The 20,442-nt window shown below is 41.3% G+C and carries 17 protein-coding genes and 1 pseudogene; 7 read left to right on the forward strand and 11 right to left on the reverse strand.

Going from position 1 to position 20,442, the window contains the following annotated elements; all coding sequences use genetic code 11:
* Positions 1-211 precede the first annotated feature (211 nt).
* The 6 genes from cytR (at position 212) to rraA (ending at position 5,611) form a co-directional block, all read left to right on the forward strand.
* Positions 212-1,219, forward strand: coding sequence for a DNA-binding transcriptional regulator CytR (gene cytR, locus L2W36_RS18555; protein ID WP_006071173.1), 1,008 nt, complete (start codon positions 212-214; stop codon positions 1,217-1,219).
* Positions 1,220-1,301: 82 nt separating this feature from the next.
* Positions 1,302-1,850 (forward strand): SPOR domain-containing protein, encoded by a 549-nt coding sequence (locus L2W36_RS18560; RefSeq protein WP_236111005.1) that lies wholly within the window; start codon positions 1,302-1,304, stop codon positions 1,848-1,850.
* A gap of 228 nt (positions 1,851-2,078) precedes the next feature.
* Positions 2,079-2,612: an ATP-dependent protease subunit HslV gene (hslV, locus tag L2W36_RS18565; RefSeq protein WP_006071177.1), complete on the forward strand. Its 534-nt coding sequence runs from the start codon at positions 2,079-2,081 to the stop codon at positions 2,610-2,612.
* 46 nt (positions 2,613-2,658) lie between these two features.
* Positions 2,659-3,993 carry an HslU--HslV peptidase ATPase subunit gene (gene hslU / locus L2W36_RS18570; RefSeq protein ID WP_006071179.1) on the forward strand — a complete coding sequence of 445 codons (1,335 nt, stop codon included), beginning with the start codon at positions 2,659-2,661 and terminating at the stop codon, positions 3,991-3,993.
* A gap of 111 nt (positions 3,994-4,104) precedes the next feature.
* Complete coding sequence (locus tag L2W36_RS18575; protein ID WP_236111007.1) at positions 4,105-5,022, forward strand: 1,4-dihydroxy-2-naphthoate polyprenyltransferase; 918 nt, start codon at positions 4,105-4,107, stop codon at positions 5,020-5,022.
* Positions 5,023-5,101: 79 nt separating this feature from the next.
* Positions 5,102-5,611 (forward strand): ribonuclease E activity regulator RraA, encoded by a 510-nt coding sequence (gene rraA, locus L2W36_RS18580; protein ID WP_236111015.1) that lies wholly within the window; start codon positions 5,102-5,104, stop codon positions 5,609-5,611.
* Positions 5,612-5,766: 155 nt separating this feature from the next.
* On the opposite strand, the gene L2W36_RS18585 is transcribed toward rraA, so the two are convergent.
* The 3 genes from L2W36_RS18585 to L2W36_RS18595 all read right to left on the reverse strand — a co-directional run bounded on the left by L2W36_RS18585 (position 5,767) and on the right by L2W36_RS18595 (position 8,617).
* The gene (locus tag L2W36_RS18585) at positions 5,767-6,933 is read right to left on the reverse strand and encodes a nucleotide sugar dehydrogenase (RefSeq protein WP_063603926.1); all 1,167 of its coding nucleotides are present in this window, start codon (positions 6,931-6,933) and stop codon (positions 5,767-5,769) included.
* 167 nt (positions 6,934-7,100) lie between these two features.
* Positions 7,101-7,661 (reverse strand): sugar transferase, encoded by a 561-nt coding sequence (locus tag L2W36_RS18590; RefSeq protein WP_198558390.1) that lies wholly within the window; start codon positions 7,659-7,661, stop codon positions 7,101-7,103.
* A complete protein-coding gene (locus tag L2W36_RS18595; RefSeq protein WP_236111019.1) occupies positions 7,658-8,617 on the reverse strand; it encodes an NAD-dependent epimerase/dehydratase family protein in 960 nt (319 codons plus the stop codon). Before L2W36_RS18595 ends, L2W36_RS18590 begins: the two co-directional genes overlap by 4 nt.
* 198 nt (positions 8,618-8,815) lie before the next feature.
* On the opposite strand from L2W36_RS18595, the gene L2W36_RS18600 reads away from it, so the two are divergent.
* The gene (locus tag L2W36_RS18600; RefSeq protein WP_236111022.1) at positions 8,816-10,693 is read left to right on the forward strand and encodes a nucleoside-diphosphate sugar epimerase/dehydratase; all 1,878 of its coding nucleotides are present in this window, start codon (positions 8,816-8,818) and stop codon (positions 10,691-10,693) included.
* On the opposite strand, the gene L2W36_RS18605 is transcribed toward L2W36_RS18600, so the two are convergent.
* The 8 genes and pseudogenes from L2W36_RS18605 to L2W36_RS18640 form a co-directional block, all read right to left on the reverse strand.
* Complete coding sequence (locus tag L2W36_RS18605; protein WP_236111025.1) at positions 10,688-11,818, reverse strand: glycosyltransferase family 4 protein; 1,131 nt, start codon at positions 11,816-11,818, stop codon at positions 10,688-10,690. The two genes, L2W36_RS18600 and L2W36_RS18605, sit on opposite strands and share 6 nt — an antisense overlap.
* Entirely contained in the window at positions 11,811-12,743 is a 933-nt protein-coding gene (locus tag L2W36_RS18610) for a glycosyltransferase family 2 protein (protein ID WP_236111028.1), read from the reverse strand. Before L2W36_RS18610 ends, L2W36_RS18605 begins: the two co-directional genes overlap by 8 nt.
* Before the next feature lie 32 nt (positions 12,744-12,775).
* Positions 12,776-14,269, reverse strand: coding sequence for an alginate O-acetyltransferase AlgX-related protein (locus L2W36_RS18615; protein WP_236111030.1), 1,494 nt, complete (start codon positions 14,267-14,269; stop codon positions 12,776-12,778).
* 4 nt (positions 14,270-14,273) lie between these two features.
* A pseudogene (locus tag L2W36_RS18620) lies at positions 14,274-15,746 on the reverse strand (MBOAT family O-acyltransferase).
* A gap of 15 nt (positions 15,747-15,761) precedes the next feature.
* Positions 15,762-17,423, reverse strand: coding sequence for a hypothetical protein (locus L2W36_RS18625; RefSeq protein WP_236111031.1), 1,662 nt, complete (start codon positions 17,421-17,423; stop codon positions 15,762-15,764).
* A 136-nt stretch (positions 17,424-17,559) separates the two neighbouring features.
* On the reverse strand, positions 17,560-17,988 hold the full coding sequence (locus tag L2W36_RS18630; RefSeq protein WP_236111033.1) for a hypothetical protein: 429 nt from the start codon (positions 17,986-17,988) through the stop codon (positions 17,560-17,562).
* Positions 17,981-18,583: an HAD family hydrolase gene (locus L2W36_RS18635; RefSeq protein WP_329605680.1), complete on the reverse strand. Its 603-nt coding sequence runs from the start codon at positions 18,581-18,583 to the stop codon at positions 17,981-17,983. Before L2W36_RS18635 ends, L2W36_RS18630 begins: the two co-directional genes overlap by 8 nt.
* Positions 18,538-20,436: a lysylphosphatidylglycerol synthase transmembrane domain-containing protein gene (locus L2W36_RS18640; RefSeq protein ID WP_236111038.1), complete on the reverse strand. Its 1,899-nt coding sequence runs from the start codon at positions 20,434-20,436 to the stop codon at positions 18,538-18,540. The genes L2W36_RS18635 and L2W36_RS18640 overlap by 46 nt, the downstream gene beginning before the upstream one ends.
* Positions 20,437-20,442: the final 6 nt, after the last annotated feature.

A 20,442-nucleotide genomic window follows, 5' to 3' on the forward strand; every position in this document is an offset into this window, starting at 1 on the left:
TTGCAATGCAAAATATGTTAATCAGCCCGTAACTTTCCGTAGATAAATGAATAATATTTATTAATAGTTCATCATTAAAGCAAACGTTTCATTCGCGCTATTTATTAGATAAATGAAACATTTAACCAAGTTATAACCCGTTAGATTGCATAATAAAATACAATAAGTCGCAGTCTAATTAGTCACACTGAAAATAAGAGGACTCACGTTTATGGCGACAATGAAGGATGTTGCCCAGCTTGCAGGCGTCTCAACGGCTACAGTATCAAGAGCATTGATGAATCCCGAGAAGGTCTCATCATCTACTCGAAAGCGAGTCGAAGATGCCGTTCTCGAAGCTGGCTATTCTCCTAACTCTCTGGCGCGTAACCTACGTAGGAATGAATCCAAGACGATCGTTACCATAGTGCCAGACATCTGTGACCCGTACTTTTCGGAGATCATTCGTGGTATCGAAGATGCAGCAATGGAACATGGGTATTTGGTTCTACTAGGAGATAGCGGACAATCGAAAAAGCGTGAAACCTCGTTTGTAAACTTGGTCTTCACTAAGCAAGCAGATGGCATGCTTTTACTCGGCACCGACTTGCCTTTTGATATCAGTAAGCCAGAACAGAAAAACTTACCTCCCATCGTTATGGCCTGTGAGTTTGCCCCTGAACTTGAGCTCCCTACCGTTCATATCGACAACCTGACCTCAGCCTTTGAAGCAGTAAACTATTTGTCGCAATTGGGTCATAAGCGTATCGCCCAGATTTCAGGACCTGACACCGCATTTTTATGCCGCTTTAGACAGCAAGGTTACCAGCAAGCGTTGCGAAGAGCCGGACTGCAAATGAATCCTGCGTACACGGTGAAAGGTGACTTTACCTTTGAAGCAGGTGCGCGTTTAATTCGCAGCCTACTTGCCCTGCCGGAGCCTCCAACAGCCATTTTCTGTCATAACGACATCATGGCCATTGGCGCGATGCAAGAAGCGAAGAAACTGGGGCTGCGAGTTCCTCAAGATCTTTCCGTAGTTGGTTTCGATGACATTCAGTTCGCTCAGTATTGCGATCCTCCGCTTACCACAGTCTCACAACCTCGTTATGAGATTGGCCGCCAAGCCATGTACATGATGTTAGAAGTACTGAAAGGCGCCGATGTTCGAGCGGGATCGAGGTTACTTGATACTGAACTTGTGATCCGCGACAGTGCTGCTCCTCCAAGAATCCTATAGTTAGCACGATACTGACTTGCAACTTGACCTTGTGGTATTTACCATGAGGTCAGTTATTTAATTCAATTTAGAACCTATCTTCGTGGCAAACCGAGACTATGTAAGGCGTGGCAAAGGCACCAGTCGCCGACCAGCAAAAAAGAAACCTTCCGGCAAAAAACCATGGCGCAGTGGGCTATTGGCGATCGTGCTCGCGGGCGTTTTTGGCTATGGTCTTTACACATTAAGTAATGACCCAGAGCCACCAAAGCCGACACCAGCAACGACAAAGCCAGTCACCAAACCAAAGCCTAAACCAGCTAAGCCAATTCCACCTCCGCCAGAAGAGAAGTGGGACTATGTCGATACCCTGCCGCAACGCGAAGTTGAAGTAAAAGCGAAAGAGCAAGTGGTTTCGAAGATTCCGTACATCATGCAGTGTGGCGCCTATAAAACCATGGCTCAAGCCGAAGCACGTAAGCTTGATATTGCCTTCCAAGGGCTCTCAAGTACGATTCGCAAGAAAGAAGGCAGCAGTTGGTTCCGAGTGGTTTTAGGCCCTTACCCACTCAAACGTGACGCTGAGCGAGATAAACACAAACTGCAACGCGCCAAAATAGAGCCGTGTGCGATTTGGAAGGATTCGCAGTAGCTTACTCCTAAATGCGACATTTCCTGCCCCCTGTAAAAGCAGGGGGCTATTTCCGCAACGCAACAAGCCTCTAGAAGATTCCTGTATGCGCAGGTGAACAACCAGCGGAATAACAAAACCTATAAAAAAAATTCTCCCTCAGGATAACTCCACTTCCCCTTGAAATCCCTTTTCTTCGTCCACATATCCCTTTCATAACCGAATTGAAACCAATATGAGGCAAACGTCGTGACTACTATTGTATCTGTACGCCGAAATAACAAAGTCGTGATCGCTGGTGATGGACAAGTATCCCTAGGCAACACTGTAATGAAAGGGAACGCTCGCAAGGTTCGTAGACTTTATAATAACCAAGTATTGGCAGGCTTCGCTGGCGGTACGGCTGACGCGTTTACTCTTTTTGAGCGCTTTGAAAGCAAGCTGCAAATGCACCAAGGCCACCTAACTAAGGCCGCAGTCGAACTGGCGAAAGATTGGCGTAGTGATCGTGCGCTGCGTAAACTGGAAGCGTTATTGGCCGTGGCTGATGAAACTGCATCACTGATCATCACTGGTAACGGCGATGTTGTTCAGCCAGAAAACGACCTTATCGCTATTGGCTCAGGCGGCAACTTTGCTCAAGCAGCAGCAACAGCATTACTTGAAAATACCGATTTAGATGCACGTGAAATCGCAGAGAAATCCCTGAAAATCGCTGGCGATATCTGTGTCTTCACCAACCATTATCACACTGTTGAAGAACTAGAAAGCGACGCGAAATAACGTCCAAAAAACAAAATAGTGTCTGAATTTTTGTAAGGAATTAATTATGTCTGAGATGACTCCACGCGAGATTGTTCACGAACTAAACCGCCATATTATCGGTCAAGATAAAGCAAAACGTTCAGTGGCGATTGCACTACGTAACCGCTGGCGTCGTATGCAGCTTGAAGAGAGCTTGCGTGCGGAAGTATCACCGAAAAACATTCTAATGATCGGCCCAACGGGCGTCGGTAAAACCGAAATCGCTCGCCGTCTAGCTAAGCTTGCTAACGCACCGTTCATCAAAGTAGAAGCAACTAAGTTCACCGAAGTGGGCTATGTGGGCAAAGAAGTTGAAACCATTATTCGCGACCTTACTGACGTCGCGATTAAGATGACACATCAACAAGCGATGGAAAAAGTCACCTTCCGCGCTGAAGAGCAAGCCGAAGAGCGCATTCTTGATGCCCTACTTCCACCAGCTCGTGACGCTTGGGGCCAAAACGAACAGCAAGATGAGAGCTCTTCTAACACTCGTCAGGTTTTCCGCAAGAAACTGCGCGAAGGTAAACTAGACGACAAAGAGATCGACATCGAAACAGCAGCTCCACAAATGGGCGTTGAAATCATGGCGCCTCCTGGTATGGAAGAAATGACCAACCAGCTGCAAAGCATGTTCCAAAACCTGGGTGGCGATACGAAGAAAAAGCGCAAGCTGAAAATTAAAGATGCCTTCAAAGCACTCACTGAAGAAGAAGCCGCTAAACTGGTAAATCAAGAAGAACTTAAAGAGCAAGCTATCTATAACGTTGAGAACAACGGTATAGTGTTTATCGATGAGATCGACAAAATCTGTAAGCGTGGCGAAGCCTCAGGCCCTGATGTATCTCGTGAAGGCGTACAGCGTGATCTACTGCCTCTGATCGAAGGCAGTACAGTATCAACTAAACATGGCATGGTTAAAACTGATCATATCTTGTTTATCACATCCGGTGCATTCCAAGTGGCGAAGCCATCGGACTTGATCCCTGAGCTGCAAGGTCGTCTGCCAATTCGCGTAGAGCTGGAAGCACTGAGCAGCGATGACTTCAAACGAATCCTAACCGAGCCAAAAGCATCACTAACTGAACAATACATTGCTCTAATGAAGACTGAAGAAGTTGATGTCGAGTTCACTGAAGACGGTATTCAACAAATCGCCGATGCAGCATGGACAGTCAACGAAACTACTGAAAATATCGGTGCTCGTCGTCTACATACTGTTATGGAGCGTTTGATGGATGAGATCTCATTTGATGCAACAGATAAACCTGGTTCAAAGCTGACAATTGATTCAGGCTACGTAAAATCGAAGCTTGGTGAATTTGTAGAAGACGAAGATTTAAGTCGCTTTATTCTGTAGATTTAAGCAATCTTAAGTTTGATGAGGTGTCATCTCCAAAAAGGCGGTGACACCTTTTTTTGTGCTACATTTCCCGTATACTAAAACGAACTGAAATTAGAATGCTTGGCTATGAATCAATCTGTTCGTATTTGGCTCGATGCAGCCAGACCTAAAACACTACCACTCGCTTTAGTCTCCATTATCACAGGCAGTGCACTCGCTTTCTCTACTGGCAACATGTCTTGGAGTGTCGCTTTACTTGCTCTGCTTACCGCGACCCTGCTGCAGATTCTCTCTAACCTAGCCAATGATTACGGTGATGCCGTCAAAGGCACCGACAACGACAACCGTTTAGGTCCAATGCGTGCAATACAGTCAGGCGAAGTGTCACAGCAAGAGATGAAGAAAGCCATCGTGCTGAATATCATTCTGACTGTGATTGCAGGACTAGGTTTAGTCTTTCATGCGCTGGATTCAATGCAAAATATTTTGGCGTTTATCGGACTCGGTGTCTTAGCTATCGTTGCTGCCATTGCCTATACTGTCGGTAATAAGCCCTACGGCTACGTAGGATTAGGCGACATTTCAGTATTCATCTTCTTTGGCCTGCTTGGTGTCTCAGGTACCTACTTTTTACACACTGGCCATATCGACTCTCTACTCTTCTTACCGGCTGTCGGCTGTGGATTACTCGCGGTTGCCGTACTTAACGTCAACAACATGCGTGACATTGAAAATGATAGCGCCTGCGGTAAGCGTACTGTCGCGGTGAGACTGGGTGAGCACAACGCTAAGGTTTACCACTTCACACTGTTATTATGCGCAGTCATCGCCTTTGCGGCTTATCTCGTTCTGCAACAATCACCTTTGTGGATCAGCCTGCCATTTGTCATCAGTCTTATTGTTGTCATCAAACACGGTAGAGCGGTTTGGCACGCAACACAGCCTGCGCAAATTGCCCCTATGATGCCGATTGTGGTGAAGTGTTCATTAGTCACTAATATCCTGTTTTCAGGAGTGGTTATAGCTCAAACTCTGATGACTTAATTGAGCCTTGTCATTGCATTGACCTATTCACCCGATATACTCGATTTATACCTTTTGTAAACTGCAAAGAAGAGTCGCCATGGAATACAGTACTTCAGCCCTATGTGATATCTACCTAGACCAGGTAGACGTTGTTGAGCCAATGTTTAGTAACTTTGGTGGCCGAGCCTCATTTGCAGGTCAAATCACTTCGGTAAAATGTTTTGAAGACAACGGCGTTATCCGCGAAATTTTAGAGCAAGATGGTGTAGGTCGAATTCTACTTATCGATGGTGGTGGTTCACTGCGTAAAGCTCTTATCGATGCAGAGATCGCTCAGCTGGCAGAAGATAACGAATGGGAAGGCATCATCGTTTACGGCTGCGTGCGCGAAGTTGATGAACTGGAAGACATGAACCTTGGTATCCAAGCCCTTGCTTCTATTCCTGTGGGTGCAGCTCAATCCAATGTTGGTGAAGTAGATGTGCCAGTTAACTTTGGCGGAGTGACCTTCTTACCGGAAGATTATGTGTATGCCGATAATACTGGGGTGATTCTTTCTCAAGAGCCGCTTGATGTGAATTTTGAGGATGAAGAAGTGGCAGAATAGCCGTCATTGCAATTTTCATAATTTCACTCGCTAAAGTAGGATCTCTGCCTGAGCAGGGATGACGACAAGGTTTCTTTACGCCCAACAGTGGTAAATAACGGACATAAAAAAACGAGAACTCTAGGTTCTCGTTTTTTTATTCAAAGCAGTAACAATTAGTCATTACCAAATAAGTCGCGCGTATACACTTTGTCTGCGACATCAGCTAACTCAGGCAACATGCGATTCGAGATAATCAAATCGGCTTCTTGCTTAAACGCATCGACATCTTGAATCACGCGAGAGTGGAAGAAGTGCTCTTCTTTCAGCACTGGCTCATAAACAATGACTTCAATACCTTTCGCTTTCAGACGCTTCATAATGCCCTGAATACTTGACGCTCGAAAATTATCTGAACCTGACTTCATGATAAGACGATACACGCCAACAACCTTAGGCTCACGCTTCAAGATAGATTCCGCAATAAAGTCTTTACGAGTACGGTTAGCATCAACGATTGCACCAATGATGTTATTTGGCACTTCTTGGTAATTAGCAAGCAGCTGCTTAGTATCTTTTGGTAAACAGTAACCACCATAGCCAAAAGATGGGTTGCAGTAGTGGCCACCTATACGTGGATCCAGCGCAACTCCTTCGATGATTTGGCGAGTATCCAATCCAAGCGCTTCAGCATAAGAATCTAACTCATTGAAGTATGCAACGCGCATTGCAAGGTAGGTGTTTGAGAACAGTTTCACCGCTTCAGCTTCAGTTGAATCAGTGAATAGCACATCAATATTCTCTTTTTGAGCCCCTTCCACCAATAGATCAGCGAACACTTTTGCCCGTTCACTGCGCTCACCGATAATAATGCGAGACGGATTCAGGTTGTCATAAAGGGCACTACCTTCACGTAAAAACTCTGGAGAGAAGAACACGTTCTCAGTACCCAACTCTTCACGAACACGCGCACTGTAACCAACAGGTACGGTAGACTTGATAACAATGACCGCATCAGGGTTAATCGCCATCACATCTTTAATCACCGCTTCAACAGAGCTGGTATTAAAGTAGTTGGTTTGTGGGTCATAATCTGTCGGAGTAGAAACAATCACATAGTCCGCACCAGAATACGCTAACTCTTTGTCCAGAGTAGCCGTAAAGTTTAAATCATCACGCTTCAAAAACGCTTCAATTTCACTATCAACAATCGGCGATTGCCCATTGCACAGCATGTCCACTTTTTCTGCGTTAATATCAACCGCTACTACCTCATGATTCTGAGCTAGCAACATCGCATTTGATAGGCCGACATAGCCTGTTCCTGCAACCGCTATTTTCATAGTTTCATCTTACAAATTGATTATCATTTTAGCTGGTTATCTAAGGCGTCATAATTTATGTGGACACACTTAGTCAAATCACCAGTTTCTCTAGCCTTGTATTATTGACAGCGAGCGCTAAGCAATCAAGTAACACTTTGTCTCACTTGTTATTTAGGTGCGCTTGGCTAACGTATACGATCTCCAGCGCCCTTACCAATGGCTGTCGCGATAATTAGCCTAAAGTACTGAGATAGTGAGTGGTTGCTTATCATTCTCGCATCTACTTGCGCTAACTTTTTCGGCTCAGACATATCGATGCCATTTACCTGAGCCAACCCAGTAATGCCTGGCAGTACTTTATCCACACCTAACTCGCGTCTCTCTTCAATGAGTTCTTCTTGATTAAACAAACAAGGCCTAGGGCCTACAAAACTCATTTCACCTCTAAGAACATTAACCAGTTGAGGCAACTCATCAAGCTTAGTTTTTCGAAGAACAGACCCCAACTTAGTGACCGATTGAGCATCTACCATATGCGTCGCTACCGATTGTGTTGATACCACCATCGTTCGGAATTTGTACAAGGTAAAAGCTTTTCCTTCTTTACCAACTCGCGTCTGGCTGAATATCGGAGAATCACTATCCATTCGGCCAACAAGATAGACAACAAGCATCACTGGCCATAAGAGACATAGCCCTGTTATTGCAAATACAAAATCTAAAAGTCGTGTTAAAGGGGTGTTCATTGCGCTTCGCTATCCTTTACTAATTTTAATATACCTTGCTTAAAAGAGTATGGAGGGGTCCAGTTCAAAGTCTGCTTTGCATGGCTGATGTCAAACTGAAGGTTACCAAACATTCGTTCAGCAATATTCTTCTTCCCTAGTACTTTAAGCAAACCACCTAGAATAGAGGTGGGAATAGGGAGCAGCTTGATACGATTTTCATAGGCATTCGCTAACTCTTTTATCAGCTCAGTGGTAGAGACATCATCATCATCCGAGACCAAAAATGTCTGATTGGCTGCTGAAGGGTGCTCAAGACAACAACAAATAATATCAATCAAATTTTCAAGGGAGATAAGGCTCCGCTGATTATCGATGGCTCCGAATGGCAAAGGTAGAGCAGTTTGACTCAATTTCATTAAAGCAGCAAAGTTCGCTTTGACTCCGGATCCATAGACCAAAGGTGGGCGTATGATAACAATTTCCATACCGGTATCTTCCGCAAGTCCTGCTAGCGCAACCTCTGCTTCATACTTACTAATCGCGTATGGGTCAATAGGAGACTTGACAACAAACTCCGTCATCGGGTGTCCTAGCTCACTGCGTTCGCCATTCACTTTAGCAGTGCTGATGAATATGAATCGCTTTACACCTGCGGCTGCGGCTTGTTGAGCCAGTCTAATTGTCGCATGTGTGTTCACTTCCCTATATTCGTTTATCGGACTCTGAGCCGTATCATTCAGAATATGTGCACGAGCAGCGCAATGAACAAGCACTTCTACTTGTTGTTCACGTAAAGCTTTCGCTACTTCAAACGAGGTTGATAGATCAATTTCGATTGTATCGTTAGCACAACCCTTTCGTATCATTGGTACTGGAGTATACTTAGGAGATTGCTTTAACGTCCCCACCAGAGCTTTACCCAGAAAGCCAGAAGCTCCAGTAACCGCGATGTTATTCACACTAATTACGCTCATTGTCTACTTTGCTGTGTATTATGCCTCAAAACCACAAAATTGCTTAGCTAAGTCCTCATTCTCGTGAACTTAACTGCCTTTGTGAACCACTTCGTACTTCTATCTAGCGCCCTAGCCGCTATCATCTAGCTAGTTTAACCAACAGCAGGTAGAATATAGGAAAACATCATAAAAAATTCGTCAACAGCTAGGTTTATCATGCTATTTCACACGCCTTTCGATTTTCTTCTCTCTGCGGACAGAAAATTAAAGCGAACAATAACAATAACATACGATATTATTGCCATTGCACTATCTTTGTATTTGGCGATCGCATTACGCCTCAACGTGTATATTTTTGAGTTACATGTTCCCGAAGTTCTGAGCCTTGTAAGTACTATCGTTGTTACCATCGTCTGCTTTATAAACTTAGGCATGTACCGTGCGGTATTACGCTATATGATGTTACCGGCTCTAAGTACCATTTTCTTTGCTGTTTTTCTCTCAGCAATGACTCTCGCCCTCTCTGGTTTCTTTTTTCACACCTTTATTCCAAGAAGTGTTCCTTTTATCTATGCTGGCTTAGCTATTTTGATTCTTGGCGGACCAAGGGTACTCATTCGTTCTGTCTACTATCAAGTCTACAAACGTAAAAAGCCCAACGTCTTCATCTATGGCGCAGGGGCCGCTGGCCGAGATCTTGCGAGCGCACTAATCCAAGGTACTGAATTTCACCCAGTAGCTCTTCTTGATGATGACCCAGAAAAAGTTGGGCAGATATTTTACGGTGTACGTGTTTACCACAGCTCTGAATTTGATGATTTAAAGGGTTTATATAGTCCAGTAAAAGTATTATTAGCTGTAAATAATATAGGGAAAGGCGAGCGCTTAAGATTACTCGAAAAGGTATCGCACTGGCCGGTAGAGATATTATCCGTTCCATCGGTGGAAGATATAGCAATGGGGAAAGCAGACTCGACGGAGGTCAAGGATTTGGATATCGCAGACCTGCTTGGTCGTGAAGCGGTTGAACCTGACATGACACTTATGGCAAAGAACATTGAAGAAGCCAATGTCATGGTAACAGGAGCTGGAGGCTCAATTGGCTCGGAGCTTTGCCGCCAAATTCTTCGCCTGAAACCTCGTTCATTGGTTTTATTTGAGCTTAACGAATATAACTTGTATAAGATTGATCAAGAGCTAAATAATATCAAGGAACGTTTAAACCTCGATGTAGCTATTATTTCAGTATTAGGGTCAGTCCAACGCCAGAATCGTTTAGAAAAGACCATGTTAGCCAACAAGGTAAATACCGTTTTTCATGCAGCTGCCTATAAACATGTACCACTTGTCGAGAGCAATATTGTTGAGGGGGTGCGTAACAACGTATTTGGTACCCTATACTGCGCGCAAGCGGCAATTAACTGTCAGGTACAAAATTTTACGCTGATCTCAACTGATAAAGCGGTCAGACCAACAAATGTCATGGGGGCAACTAAACGCATGGCGGAATTGGTCCTTCAAGCGCTGGCAGACAAACAGCATAACACCACTTTTACCATGGTCCGCTTTGGAAATGTACTGGGCTCATCAGGGTCGGTTGTACCATTGTTTAAACAGCAAATCCGTCAAGGGGGCCCTGTAACAGTAACCCACCCTGATATTATTCGTTACTTTATGTTGATACCAGAGGCCGCTCAGTTGGTCATTCAAGCAGGAGCTATGGGTCACAATGGGCAAGTTTTTGTCTTAGATATGGGAGAGCCTGTGAGAATCCTGGATCTTGCCAAAAGAATGATTCACTTGATGGGGATGAGAGAGCACATTGATGAATGTGGTCAGGAGGGTGACATCACGATTAAGTTTACAGGTTTGCGTCCCGGAGAGAAGCTCTATGAGGAGCTGTTGATTGGTGACAATGTGGAAGGGAGTGGGCACAACAAAATTATGACAGCCAAAGAAGAAAAGTTAACCTGGGCACTGATGGAACCTCTCTTATCCGAACTTGATAGCTGCTGTCATAATTTTGATGAAGAGTGTATTACCCGACTGTTGCTGGATGCTCCAACTGGGTATCAACCCCAAAAGCTACTATAGACTGAGTAACTCTTTGTAGACTTTATGAGTTCTTTCAAACACCATCTCCTGAGAGAACTCATTTTCAACCTTTGCTCTACCACAAATACCAAACTCAATCAGCTTGTTTCTATCCAAAAGTAATGTTTGTAGATTGTCTGCAAGAGAGACCTCATCTCGTGGTTCAGCGAGTAAGCCATTACTCTCATGCGTTACAATTTCCCTGCAACCTTGAACATCCGTTGTGATAATGGCTCTCTGACAAGAAGCTGCTTCAATCAAGATTCTTGGTACTCCCTCACCATACGTTGTCGGCAGGCAAACAATATCATTTTCTCCAATTAATCTTGGCATATCTTGCACATTACCGAGCCAATTGATCACTCCTTCACTAGCCCACTGCTCAATCTGGTACAGCGGTATCGCGGAAGATACATCGTTATCTACTATCCCCGCAACATTGAGGGTAAAGTCAACACCTCGCTTTGCTAAAATGTTTTTAGCATCGATCAAACAGTGAAGTCCTTTGTCCTTAAGAAGACGAGCCGCAAAAAGCACGCTCTTATTCATTGGTGGAGAGGAAGGCGCAAAGCGAGTTAAGTCGATACCCGCTCCCTTAATTACTGTGCCATTAGAATGCTTGAGAATACCAACTTCCGTAAAGTGTTGATAGTCGTCGCCATTCTCAAAAATAAAGCGTGATTTTTGGCTTGAAATCAGTTTTAGTAGAACTGTTACAAATCTTCTCAAGAGAACAAACTTTAATGAGGTTGAACTGAAAACAGCACCTAAACCTGTGACGCTGTAAATGATAGGTTTATCAAAAAAGAGTCGATTAAGCAAACCACCATATACATTTGGCTTGATCGTCACGCAATGGATTAAGTCTGGATTGATTGATTCGATTAATCCCTTGAGTTTAAGAATACTTCTCAGCTCTCTGAGTAAGTTGATACTCTTACGCCTAACTGAGAGCTCATGACACACAAAGCCCCGAGATAACAACTCATCCATTGTAGTCTTGTCAGTAAAGTTACTGACTATGTGAATACTGTAACCTAGAGATTGAAAATACTCTGCTCTTTCTAGCCAATGTAATCGGAAATACCAATCAACGTTGATGACGTATACCAGTGTCTTACTCATATTTACCACTTTTACCAGTTAGACCATGCAGTATACCTTTCAAAATGTATTTGAATTGTTCCAATCTAGGAGAAAGGAACAGTGAAAAAATCACAGCCTGAATGCTGGATTTAACCAGTGTGTGCCATTTCCAACAGCTAGGTATATAAGCCCGTTTTAGTAACTGATAGAAGTTCCTGTAAAAATAGTAGTGCCGCAATGGTGAGTGTGTCGTTATACTCCGTCCAAATATTTTCAACGGAGCATCACCAATCTTGTGGTGCATCTTGGCTTCAAAAGAAGCAACGCAATGCCACCCCTTCGACTTAGCACGGAAGCCCCACTCTATATCAACACAATCGATAAACAATTCATCTTCCATATAGCCAATAGTTTCGAGTGCCTTAACAGAAAACAAACAACCAGAAGCTATAAGAAAATCACAGACAGCAAAGCTCTTGCCTTCTTTTCGATAAACTTCTGGTTCGATTTTTTCTACCTTATCCTGTTGTGTGCTAATAAAAATACTATCTGAACAACTGTCCTGATCGATATGCACCGGTCCAACAGCTGCTACGTTGAAACTCTGCTTACTAGCGAGTGTGCGAGTGCATAATAAATGGTGTACCATATCATGCGCAGGGATACTGTCCTGATCGAAGAAAATAAAATCTTCGTGTCCACGAAGCTTAGCTTCGGACAGACCGATATTTTGTGCCTTCGCAATCCCCATGTTCTCTGATAATCGTACTAAGACTACACTTTCGCATGGAGGAGAATATAAGAGATTAGTTGAATTATTGTCTATTATAAAAATAGAGGGAACTTGATTACGAAGGTTGTTTACCAAACACGACAATTGAGCTATTGACGGGTTATAGGTAACGATTATTGCTGCTACGCCATTTCTCAAATCTTCTTTCATCGCATTAAGCCTGCTGGTCATTTTTACTTTTCGTTGTCTAATAAGTTAAGAAATTATATATTCTCAAGGTGAAGATTCCGAAATATGAACTTACCCCCAGACTCTGGTAGATCGAATCTTATCTGCTCTCTATGCACATTCGGTGAAAAAACAATCTCAAAAGTATTGTAGCCTTCCTTTAGTTCTAATCGAATACTATTAGATTCTTTAAACTGTCGAAAATCATTGGTTTGGTAAAAGATTTGTAATTGGCCAGAAGTAGATGACTCTAAAGCAACATGAAGTTTAAACCCTTCGTGCTCTAAAAAACTAGGTTCAAAAATAAAGAAACCATCACCTTTAGAGGATTCGACCTGTAACGAACCATCAAATAGAGAAAATAAGTCGATAAATGAGCTTAGAGTGCTTTTTGTTAGGTTCTCATCGACGAGGTCATAACTCGGGTTTACCGTTGAAACGTGAAAATCCGTATTCCAAGGTATTGTATACCCTCCAGAGTAAAAACCGCGCTCTACGACCTGATAAATCAACACATCGGGCTTCTCTGAATGGATCAAACCTAGAAGTTCGTTTCCTACTAAGTTGTTGTAATGGACCTGAATCGTCTTATTGAAAGTGTTTTGAAAGTAGATGGAGTTAGCGTCACCGAAGGAGTCGCGTAGATAAAGCAACTTTTTGTTGTTTAGAGCTAGAGGGTTCTCTGTATAAAATGCCTGTTGGTTGACATGAGTTTCACCGTTAGTAACTAAACCACATTCATATTTCGTTTGCGTACTTGTGTCATACTTACATCGTTTCAGCTCGCTTACAATGTCCAAAGGATTAGGCTCTATGTCTTGAACAAGATTGCCAATCTTTAGAAACTGAGCCAAGTCGCCGCCAGCCTTTTCAGTCTCCAAAAATTCCATTTCAGTAATATGCTGTAATTCGACATCAAATAACTTATTCAGAGTCCCTATCGTTTCTTGATAGCCAATATAGGCGCCATATCTATTCCAATGAGTATCGGTTTTATAGAATGTTAAGTGTTCCGAGCCTTCTCTTAGAACGTCTTTCAAATAGACGACATCAAGCATTCTTTTGGAAGCAGTGCGCATAAATTTATCCACTGGTTTATCGTCTGAGATCTTCAACCAATCAGGGAGGTAATTAGGGTAAACACTATACTTATCAGGGGCAATTATAAATATATTTGCGATACCAATTTCATTTAGATAGGCTTGCTTCACAGATAGTTCGTCTATCAAAGTCGATATCTCATTGTCCTTTACAATATAACCTTGATGCAACTCTGTAACTCTATCATAGTTGTTCCCTAGGAAAATAAAACCTTCCTTGCCGACTAAAGCTACATTATTATCCAAACTTAACTCTTGATTAAACAAGTAGTGATTAATTTCACCTTCTAAAGAATCTAGGCTATACAGCCTTTTGATATTATACTCCCTCCAACTGCTTTCTGATAGAGAATAAAATATATTAATCGATGGAACAACCAAAGCCGTGAGCAAAGCAGAGACTAAGAATATAGTGATTTTATTTTTCATAGAATCAGAAATTAAAATAAAGGAATACTGAGGATGAAGATGCTAACATGCTAGAAACTGACAACCCAAAGATAAAACCGAAAAACACGACATATCTTATCTTTTGAACATTAGATTCTAAAACAAGGTTGTGACTATTTTTCAAAATTAACGTAAGTAGCATAGTCAAGAGCACTGCTGGAATTGCCATATAGCTAACTGAAGATTGAACAAATGGGAACGAGTAGCTCGTATTTAAGAGCATCCCCAAAACATTTACGAGTTCACTATCGATTTGTAAATACCCCTTAGATCCAAGCATAATACAAATAAATTCGTATGCAATGTTTAGATCTGGAGCTCTAAATACTACCCATGCGATGTTGACAAAATTAAAAGTAACGAACCAAGCTACTAGATTTGGCAAGCGTAACCCACAGGACGACCATCCTCGATGAATCACCATAGCTATACCGTGTAGAGCACCCCAAATAATAAATGTCGTTCCTGCACCATGCCAAACACCACTAACTAGCGCTGTGAGGAACAAGTTTCGATAAACCTTATACTTAGAGCATCGACTACCACCTAGTGGTATATAGACGTAGTGTCTTAGCCAACGGGACAATGTAATGTGCCATCGACGCCAAAAATCTTGGATAGATAATGCTTTGTATGGTGAATTAAAGTTAATAGGCAAGCGGATATTGAATAGTAATGCGCTGCCAATTGCCATATCCGCATACCCTGAAAAATCATAATATAACTGAAATGTATAACTTAAACTTGCAACCTAGGCGTCTATAAAATGTAAGTTCGCTACACTAGAAAAACCTTGATCCGCCCAAATTGCGAATTGATCTGCTACGACAACTTTTTTGAACAGCCCAATAGAAAAGAAACCTCCCCCTAATAAAATGTTCTTAGGCTGAATCTTCTTTGAACCTTTGACTTTAAATTGGGGGATGACTTCCTTGTGGTGTACAATTGGTCCAGCTATAAGTTGCGGAAAGAAAACCACAAATAAGCTATAAGATATAAAATCATAGTCCTTTCCTTCACCTTTGTAACAATCAATCAGATAGGAAACCTGTTGGAATGTAAAAAAGCTAATAGCAAGAGGAAGGATTAGTTTCTCGAAATCAATATTTGTGCCTACCAGTTGGTTTGCTGACTCGACGAGGAAATACGAATATTTAAAATAACCCAGCACAAGTAAATTGACAAAAACCCCTATTTGCATCAATCTCTTCGCTGTAGAAAACGACAAAGGTGACGTGCGGAGTCTATTAATATAAATCCCAGAGAAAAAATTAAACACCAAGGATAGCACTATTAATGGCAAATAACTCAACTCCCAGTAACTATAAAAATATAGAGAGGCAGAAACCAGCCATAATTTAGCGAACCTAGAGAGATACAAATAGTTCAGGGAATAATAAACCAACAAAACAATTGGCAAAAAGAAAAATATGAACTGAATAGAATTAAATAACATATTCTGCTACCGTTATTATTCCCTGGAACTGGATATGTGAATTTTATACGTATTTGGATACCCCTCTGGGAGGTCAAACCGAAGTCCTTTCTCTGGTACACTGTTGTCTACGCTTAAATAAATATCGTTTACTCCTTTTGTGATCTCAAACAATAGACTGTTAGCCTCTGAGAACTCTTTATTTGAATTGCCTCGATAGTAAAGTTGCGCGACGCCATCAACGGCTGAATCTAGTCTTATTGAAATCAAGTTTCTTTCGTAACGATTATTTCTGACACTCCAATCTCGTATAATTAAAGTTGAGGGGTCGTTGCCGGTAGTTCTCAATTGATAGGTGCCGGAACGCTCGGCATCTACTTCGATACTATTCAAACTTAATATTTCTAGAGTTTGCTTTTTTATACCTTCAGGAACGTTCGACACTTTAGTTACCGGCGGACTAAGACTCTTTAAAGGCCAAAAGTCATAGCGTACTGGTTCCTTGCAATCACCGGATAATATCTCCTTGTCGAGTGCTTTAGTTAAATCTATAGTCCAACCCTTGGGCGGAATATCTATGATACTAGTACCTTCTTTAGAAAAATCATTACAAATCACTTCATTCCATGGAGCCACACTATTGAAACTCATTCTTGGCTTGTTTAATTCAATGCGACTATAGCTAGTTAGAACAACTGGGGAAATCATTACAACTAACGCTACGACTTTACTCACATGCTTTAAATCGCTCTTCTCTATGGTGTAACACAAAGTCAGAAAGAATAGCATGTTTAATCCAGTGAAATATCGGTCAGGGAACGTTGAACCATAATCATTGAATAGGCTTGACAGGCCGATTCTCATAAAAACTGTAGCAATCCAGTAAATAAAAAAACCAAGCCATAGATTAAGCAATATATAAAAACTTGCCTTATCACCATTAGATGAATAAGTACTATTAATCGACCTTACAAGCAATGTGATAACTGCCAGAAAAATACCGACAACTATAAAATCATTTAGATGCTTATAGAAAGAAAATACTATGGGATAGAGCAATGTTCTTGCAATAGAGAACTCGATGAGCGATTCAACTCGCAAAGGTAGGTCGGCTCCCCCCTCACTTGTAAAAGTTGAGGCGGACAGTTTGAGCACGCAGAATACAACACTTAACAAAAGCAACAATGAACAAGTAATATAGTATTTTTTTGCGTTGCTACGAAAGCTATAGAAAAACAATAGTACCGCTGTTGCTACACTAATACCCATCCCGACTGGGAATGTTAAGCTGGATAAAGTAGCAAATAGCACTACAAATATAACGTAGAGATTGTTTTTCCTCCCATCGAACAACGAAGTCAGAAGCACTATTTGAAAGAATGGAAATACAAACCCTAAGTTTAATACCCTTCCGTATATTTCATTGCTATTCCAACCCACGGGTAGAAACAAGATAAATAAAATTACGCCTACTACTGCTAGTACTGAGAGTTTTTTGTGAAAAACCTTATAAGTACACACAACGAGCAATGAAAGAAAGGCATTAGATAGAATGAAGTACATTAAGGGTAGATACCCTAAGTCTCCACCAAACAAGATACTTACTAGAAAATGACCTATCTTATAAAATACAACAAATCCAAGAATAGGGAAAACCCGGGTTTCGAATGCAGTGTCATAAAAACCGGCAGTAAGCATCTTTATTGTCCAGACACCATCCTCTGCATATAGAGTAGGGTATGTGACCGGATCCATATTCCGGAAACATAGGACCATAAAACTCAATCCAAATAAAATAAGACTTAAGTATCTCGAAGCGAGAAGCATATGAAATTTAGTTTTTATATTCATTATTTAAATTTGCTAATTTAGAAGAAACTAAGTAATTTAGTGCAAGATTGAATGGCGTGTAAAACACTTTAACGGCCAGAGCAGTTGAAACCAAGCTTATTTCATACTGACTACCAACAAGTAATTCATTAAGATAGACAGAGGTGAGCTGAATTAATAGAGAAAAAAGTGCGACAATGCCAATTGTATACATTATATATATTAGGTAACCGTAGAATGAAGCTCTATTTACATTGACTCTATAGACAAACGCTCTGGCACTCCAATATACAAATGTGGCAGCTATATTAGCGCTTATAAAATTTGCGATACCGGGCTCAACAAGTAGGTAAACTAGAAAGGTCATAAACACTAAGTCTATGACCCAACCTATTGCTGCTAACGATACAAAACCAAAGATCCTGCTACTCACTATCAACCACTATTACAGTCGCTCCAGTAGATCTGGCAGACTGAATACCTATTTCAGAGTCTTCGAGTATAAGGCACTCTTGTAGCTCAACACCTAGTTTTTCTGCTGCAATCAGATAAGGGATTGGTGAAGGTTTTGGCTGGTCGACATCATCACCAGAGATAACTACATCAAAAAGGTCCCCTATTCGGTGATAACTAATCAGTGATTCCGTCGCACTCCTAGATGCGGTTGTAACGAGAGCTATAGAGTTATCTCTCTTTAGAGCTCGTACCATTTCAACAATGTTTTGCTTCAACCTAGTTTCATGTAGTAATTCTCGATAAATTACTTTTTTTCTCTCTGCAACAGCTAACATTTGTTGTTCTGTGATTGAAGGTAATATCTTCGGAAGGAATGCCTTCCATGACATACCGTTGTACTTTCTTCTAAACTCATCCGAATCTATGTAAAGACCGAATTCAGACAAAGATCTACTGTACGCTGTCGCATTCGCGTATTCAGTATCTATGAGAGTCCCGTCCATATCACAGAGTATTGCTTTTAACATCAGTTGAAATCCTTCATGAATTTGTCGACTAAAAGTAGCATACATGCAGTGAAAGCTATACCTACTTGCTCGTCCTTTCTAAACTTATAAGGAATCAAGCGCATATAGTGAATAATTTCGTGCAATCTAACTTCTTTCAAGAATTGTCTACTGTAATTGGTTTCCAACCACGCATCATACTTCTCGCTGAGAGCAGCATATTGTGATGAACGGTAAAAACTAACGGATAAAGAATCACCCTGATATTGACAGTCTATGGAACGATTCAAAGATTCATACCCTAGATGCAGAGACTGCATTAGCTTTGCATAATCAATTAGTGGAGACTCAAATAAGTTCCCGACGTTAGGATCTATAATAAACCATCCTTTCTCTGCTTCTGGATCGATAATCACGTTCTCAATTGTCAAATCACCATGTATAGTCGTTGTAATTTTGTGTTCAAACTCACTCACAACCTCACTACTGTTAATCCAGTTTTCAATTATATCTAAGTCAATTTTTTGCGAATTAACGATAACATATTGATTTTCGAAGATCTCGCTAGCAAGAGACTTAATGTTATTGAAGTTATCGACCAATTTTTCCTCGATATACTTATTTATCTCTTCACTTGTTGCGTGACCATTTTGTTTTAGATCATGGAAGTAGCCAATGTTTTCAACAACTTGCTGAAGAACGTTCCAGGACTGTTCAGTGTCAACAGTATGAATATACTCATAAAAATCGACTGAAGTAGTACTATAAGGCATATCGTACACGTAACAATCAGTGCTGCTCTTTTCATCAGAAACAGAAGCGAGTGGGAGATCACCCTGATGGGTTGTTAGCCAGCTTTTTTGGGCCAGGAGTTTTTCTTTACCTCTCGAGGAAGCGAACTTACGAACGTATAGGTTTCCCGAATTTTCGATTAAGGTAGTCAAAGCATCAGATCCGCCGTGAAATATTCGATGTAGAACAACTTTATCGCCCATCCCAAATTTATCAAACTCGGAGATAATCCCTACTTCGTTTCTAAAGCTACGAAGTAGGAACAGTTTGAACTGTTCTTTACTTGCAAAATAGTCTTTTTTATTTGGCATTTGCATGCTTGGGTTAGCAAACCAACTAATGACTCTTTTAGGCTGATAACTAAACTTATTTTTTATTAGGACGTAGCCTGATATAAAAATAACAGGACATAAAAAGTAAATGGAGATAACGACAGCATCCGCTACACTAACGTTATTAACAATGACCTCCAAAGTAGAGCTCAAAGGTGAATTAAACAAAGAGGATACTAGCACCGCAATTGGTGCGTCTAGTGAAAGAGACAAAAAGAGGTAGCTACAGGCATATAGAAGCCACATCATGAGTGTGTTTACTGTAAAGCTTAGTAAATTTCCTCGCACTCGCAAGTAGCTTTCTCCCAATGCCCAAAAGAAATGCCTTAAATTATAAGATATTTCATCATTAAAGATTGATGAGATGTAGTTTGATATATACTTGACTCTTCCTTTTGTTGCAATCAACACACAGAATGTAATTCCAAGTAGAGACACAACAATACCGAGGAGATTATTGCTTTCAAGGTTGATACTATTACCAACAATTAATACTAGGAACGGGCTAGCTAAAACGGACCACAATAAAATATCGATAAGTCTCTCAAAAACCACAGAAGCGAGACTAACCGACAGATCTCTCTTACCCAAAAAAGAATAGGAACAAGCCCTAACTAGTTCCCCTAACTTAAATGGGACGAAAAAATTAATAACATAACCTAGTGAAAGTGATGCAAATTGTACAGATCTCAATGAGTCACTTTCGCTTGGGAGAATATTATTCCATCTACGAACCCGAACGGAGTGACCTACAATCAATAGGAGAACCGCTAAAGAAAAATAAAAGAAATTCATTTAGAC

This window comes from Vibrio sp. McD22-P3 (assembly GCF_021568915.1).
Lineage (GTDB): Bacteria > Pseudomonadota > Gammaproteobacteria > Enterobacterales > Vibrionaceae > Vibrio > Vibrio mediterranei.

Coding starts and splice junctions, on each gene's coding strand:
- cytR (WP_006071173.1), top strand. CDS start 212: ATGGCGACAATGAAGGATGTTGCCCAGCTTGCAGGCGTCTCAACGGCT.
- hslU (WP_006071179.1), top strand. CDS start 2,659: ATGTCTGAGATGACTCCACGCGAGATTGTTCACGAACTAAACCGCCAT.
- L2W36_RS18575 (WP_236111007.1), top strand. CDS start 4,105: ATGAATCAATCTGTTCGTATTTGGCTCGATGCAGCCAGACCTAAAACA.
- rraA (WP_236111015.1), top strand. CDS start 5,102: ATGGAATACAGTACTTCAGCCCTATGTGATATCTACCTAGACCAGGTA.
- L2W36_RS18585 (WP_063603926.1), bottom strand. CDS start 6,933: ATGAAAATAGCGGTTGCAGGAACAGGCTATGTCGGCCTATCAAATGCG.
- L2W36_RS18590 (WP_198558390.1), bottom strand. CDS start 7,661: ATGAACACCCCTTTAACACGACTTTTAGATTTTGTATTTGCAATAACA.
- L2W36_RS18595 (WP_236111019.1), bottom strand. CDS start 8,617: ATGAGCGTAATTAGTGTGAATAACATCGCGGTTACTGGAGCTTCTGGC.
- L2W36_RS18600 (WP_236111022.1), top strand. CDS start 8,816: ATGCTATTTCACACGCCTTTCGATTTTCTTCTCTCTGCGGACAGAAAA.
- L2W36_RS18605 (WP_236111025.1), bottom strand. CDS start 11,818: ATGAGTAAGACACTGGTATACGTCATCAACGTTGATTGGTATTTCCGA.
- L2W36_RS18610 (WP_236111028.1), bottom strand. CDS start 12,743: ATGACCAGCAGGCTTAATGCGATGAAAGAAGATTTGAGAAATGGCGTA.
- L2W36_RS18615 (WP_236111030.1), bottom strand. CDS start 14,269: ATGAAAAATAAAATCACTATATTCTTAGTCTCTGCTTTGCTCACGGCT.
- L2W36_RS18625 (WP_236111031.1), bottom strand. CDS start 17,423: ATGCTTACTGCCGGTTTTTATGACACTGCATTCGAAACCCGGGTTTTC.
- L2W36_RS18635 (WP_329605680.1), bottom strand. CDS start 18,583: ATGTATGCTACTTTTAGTCGACAAATTCATGAAGGATTTCAACTGATG.
- L2W36_RS18640 (WP_236111038.1), bottom strand. CDS start 20,436: ATGAATTTCTTTTATTTTTCTTTAGCGGTTCTCCTATTGATTGTAGGT.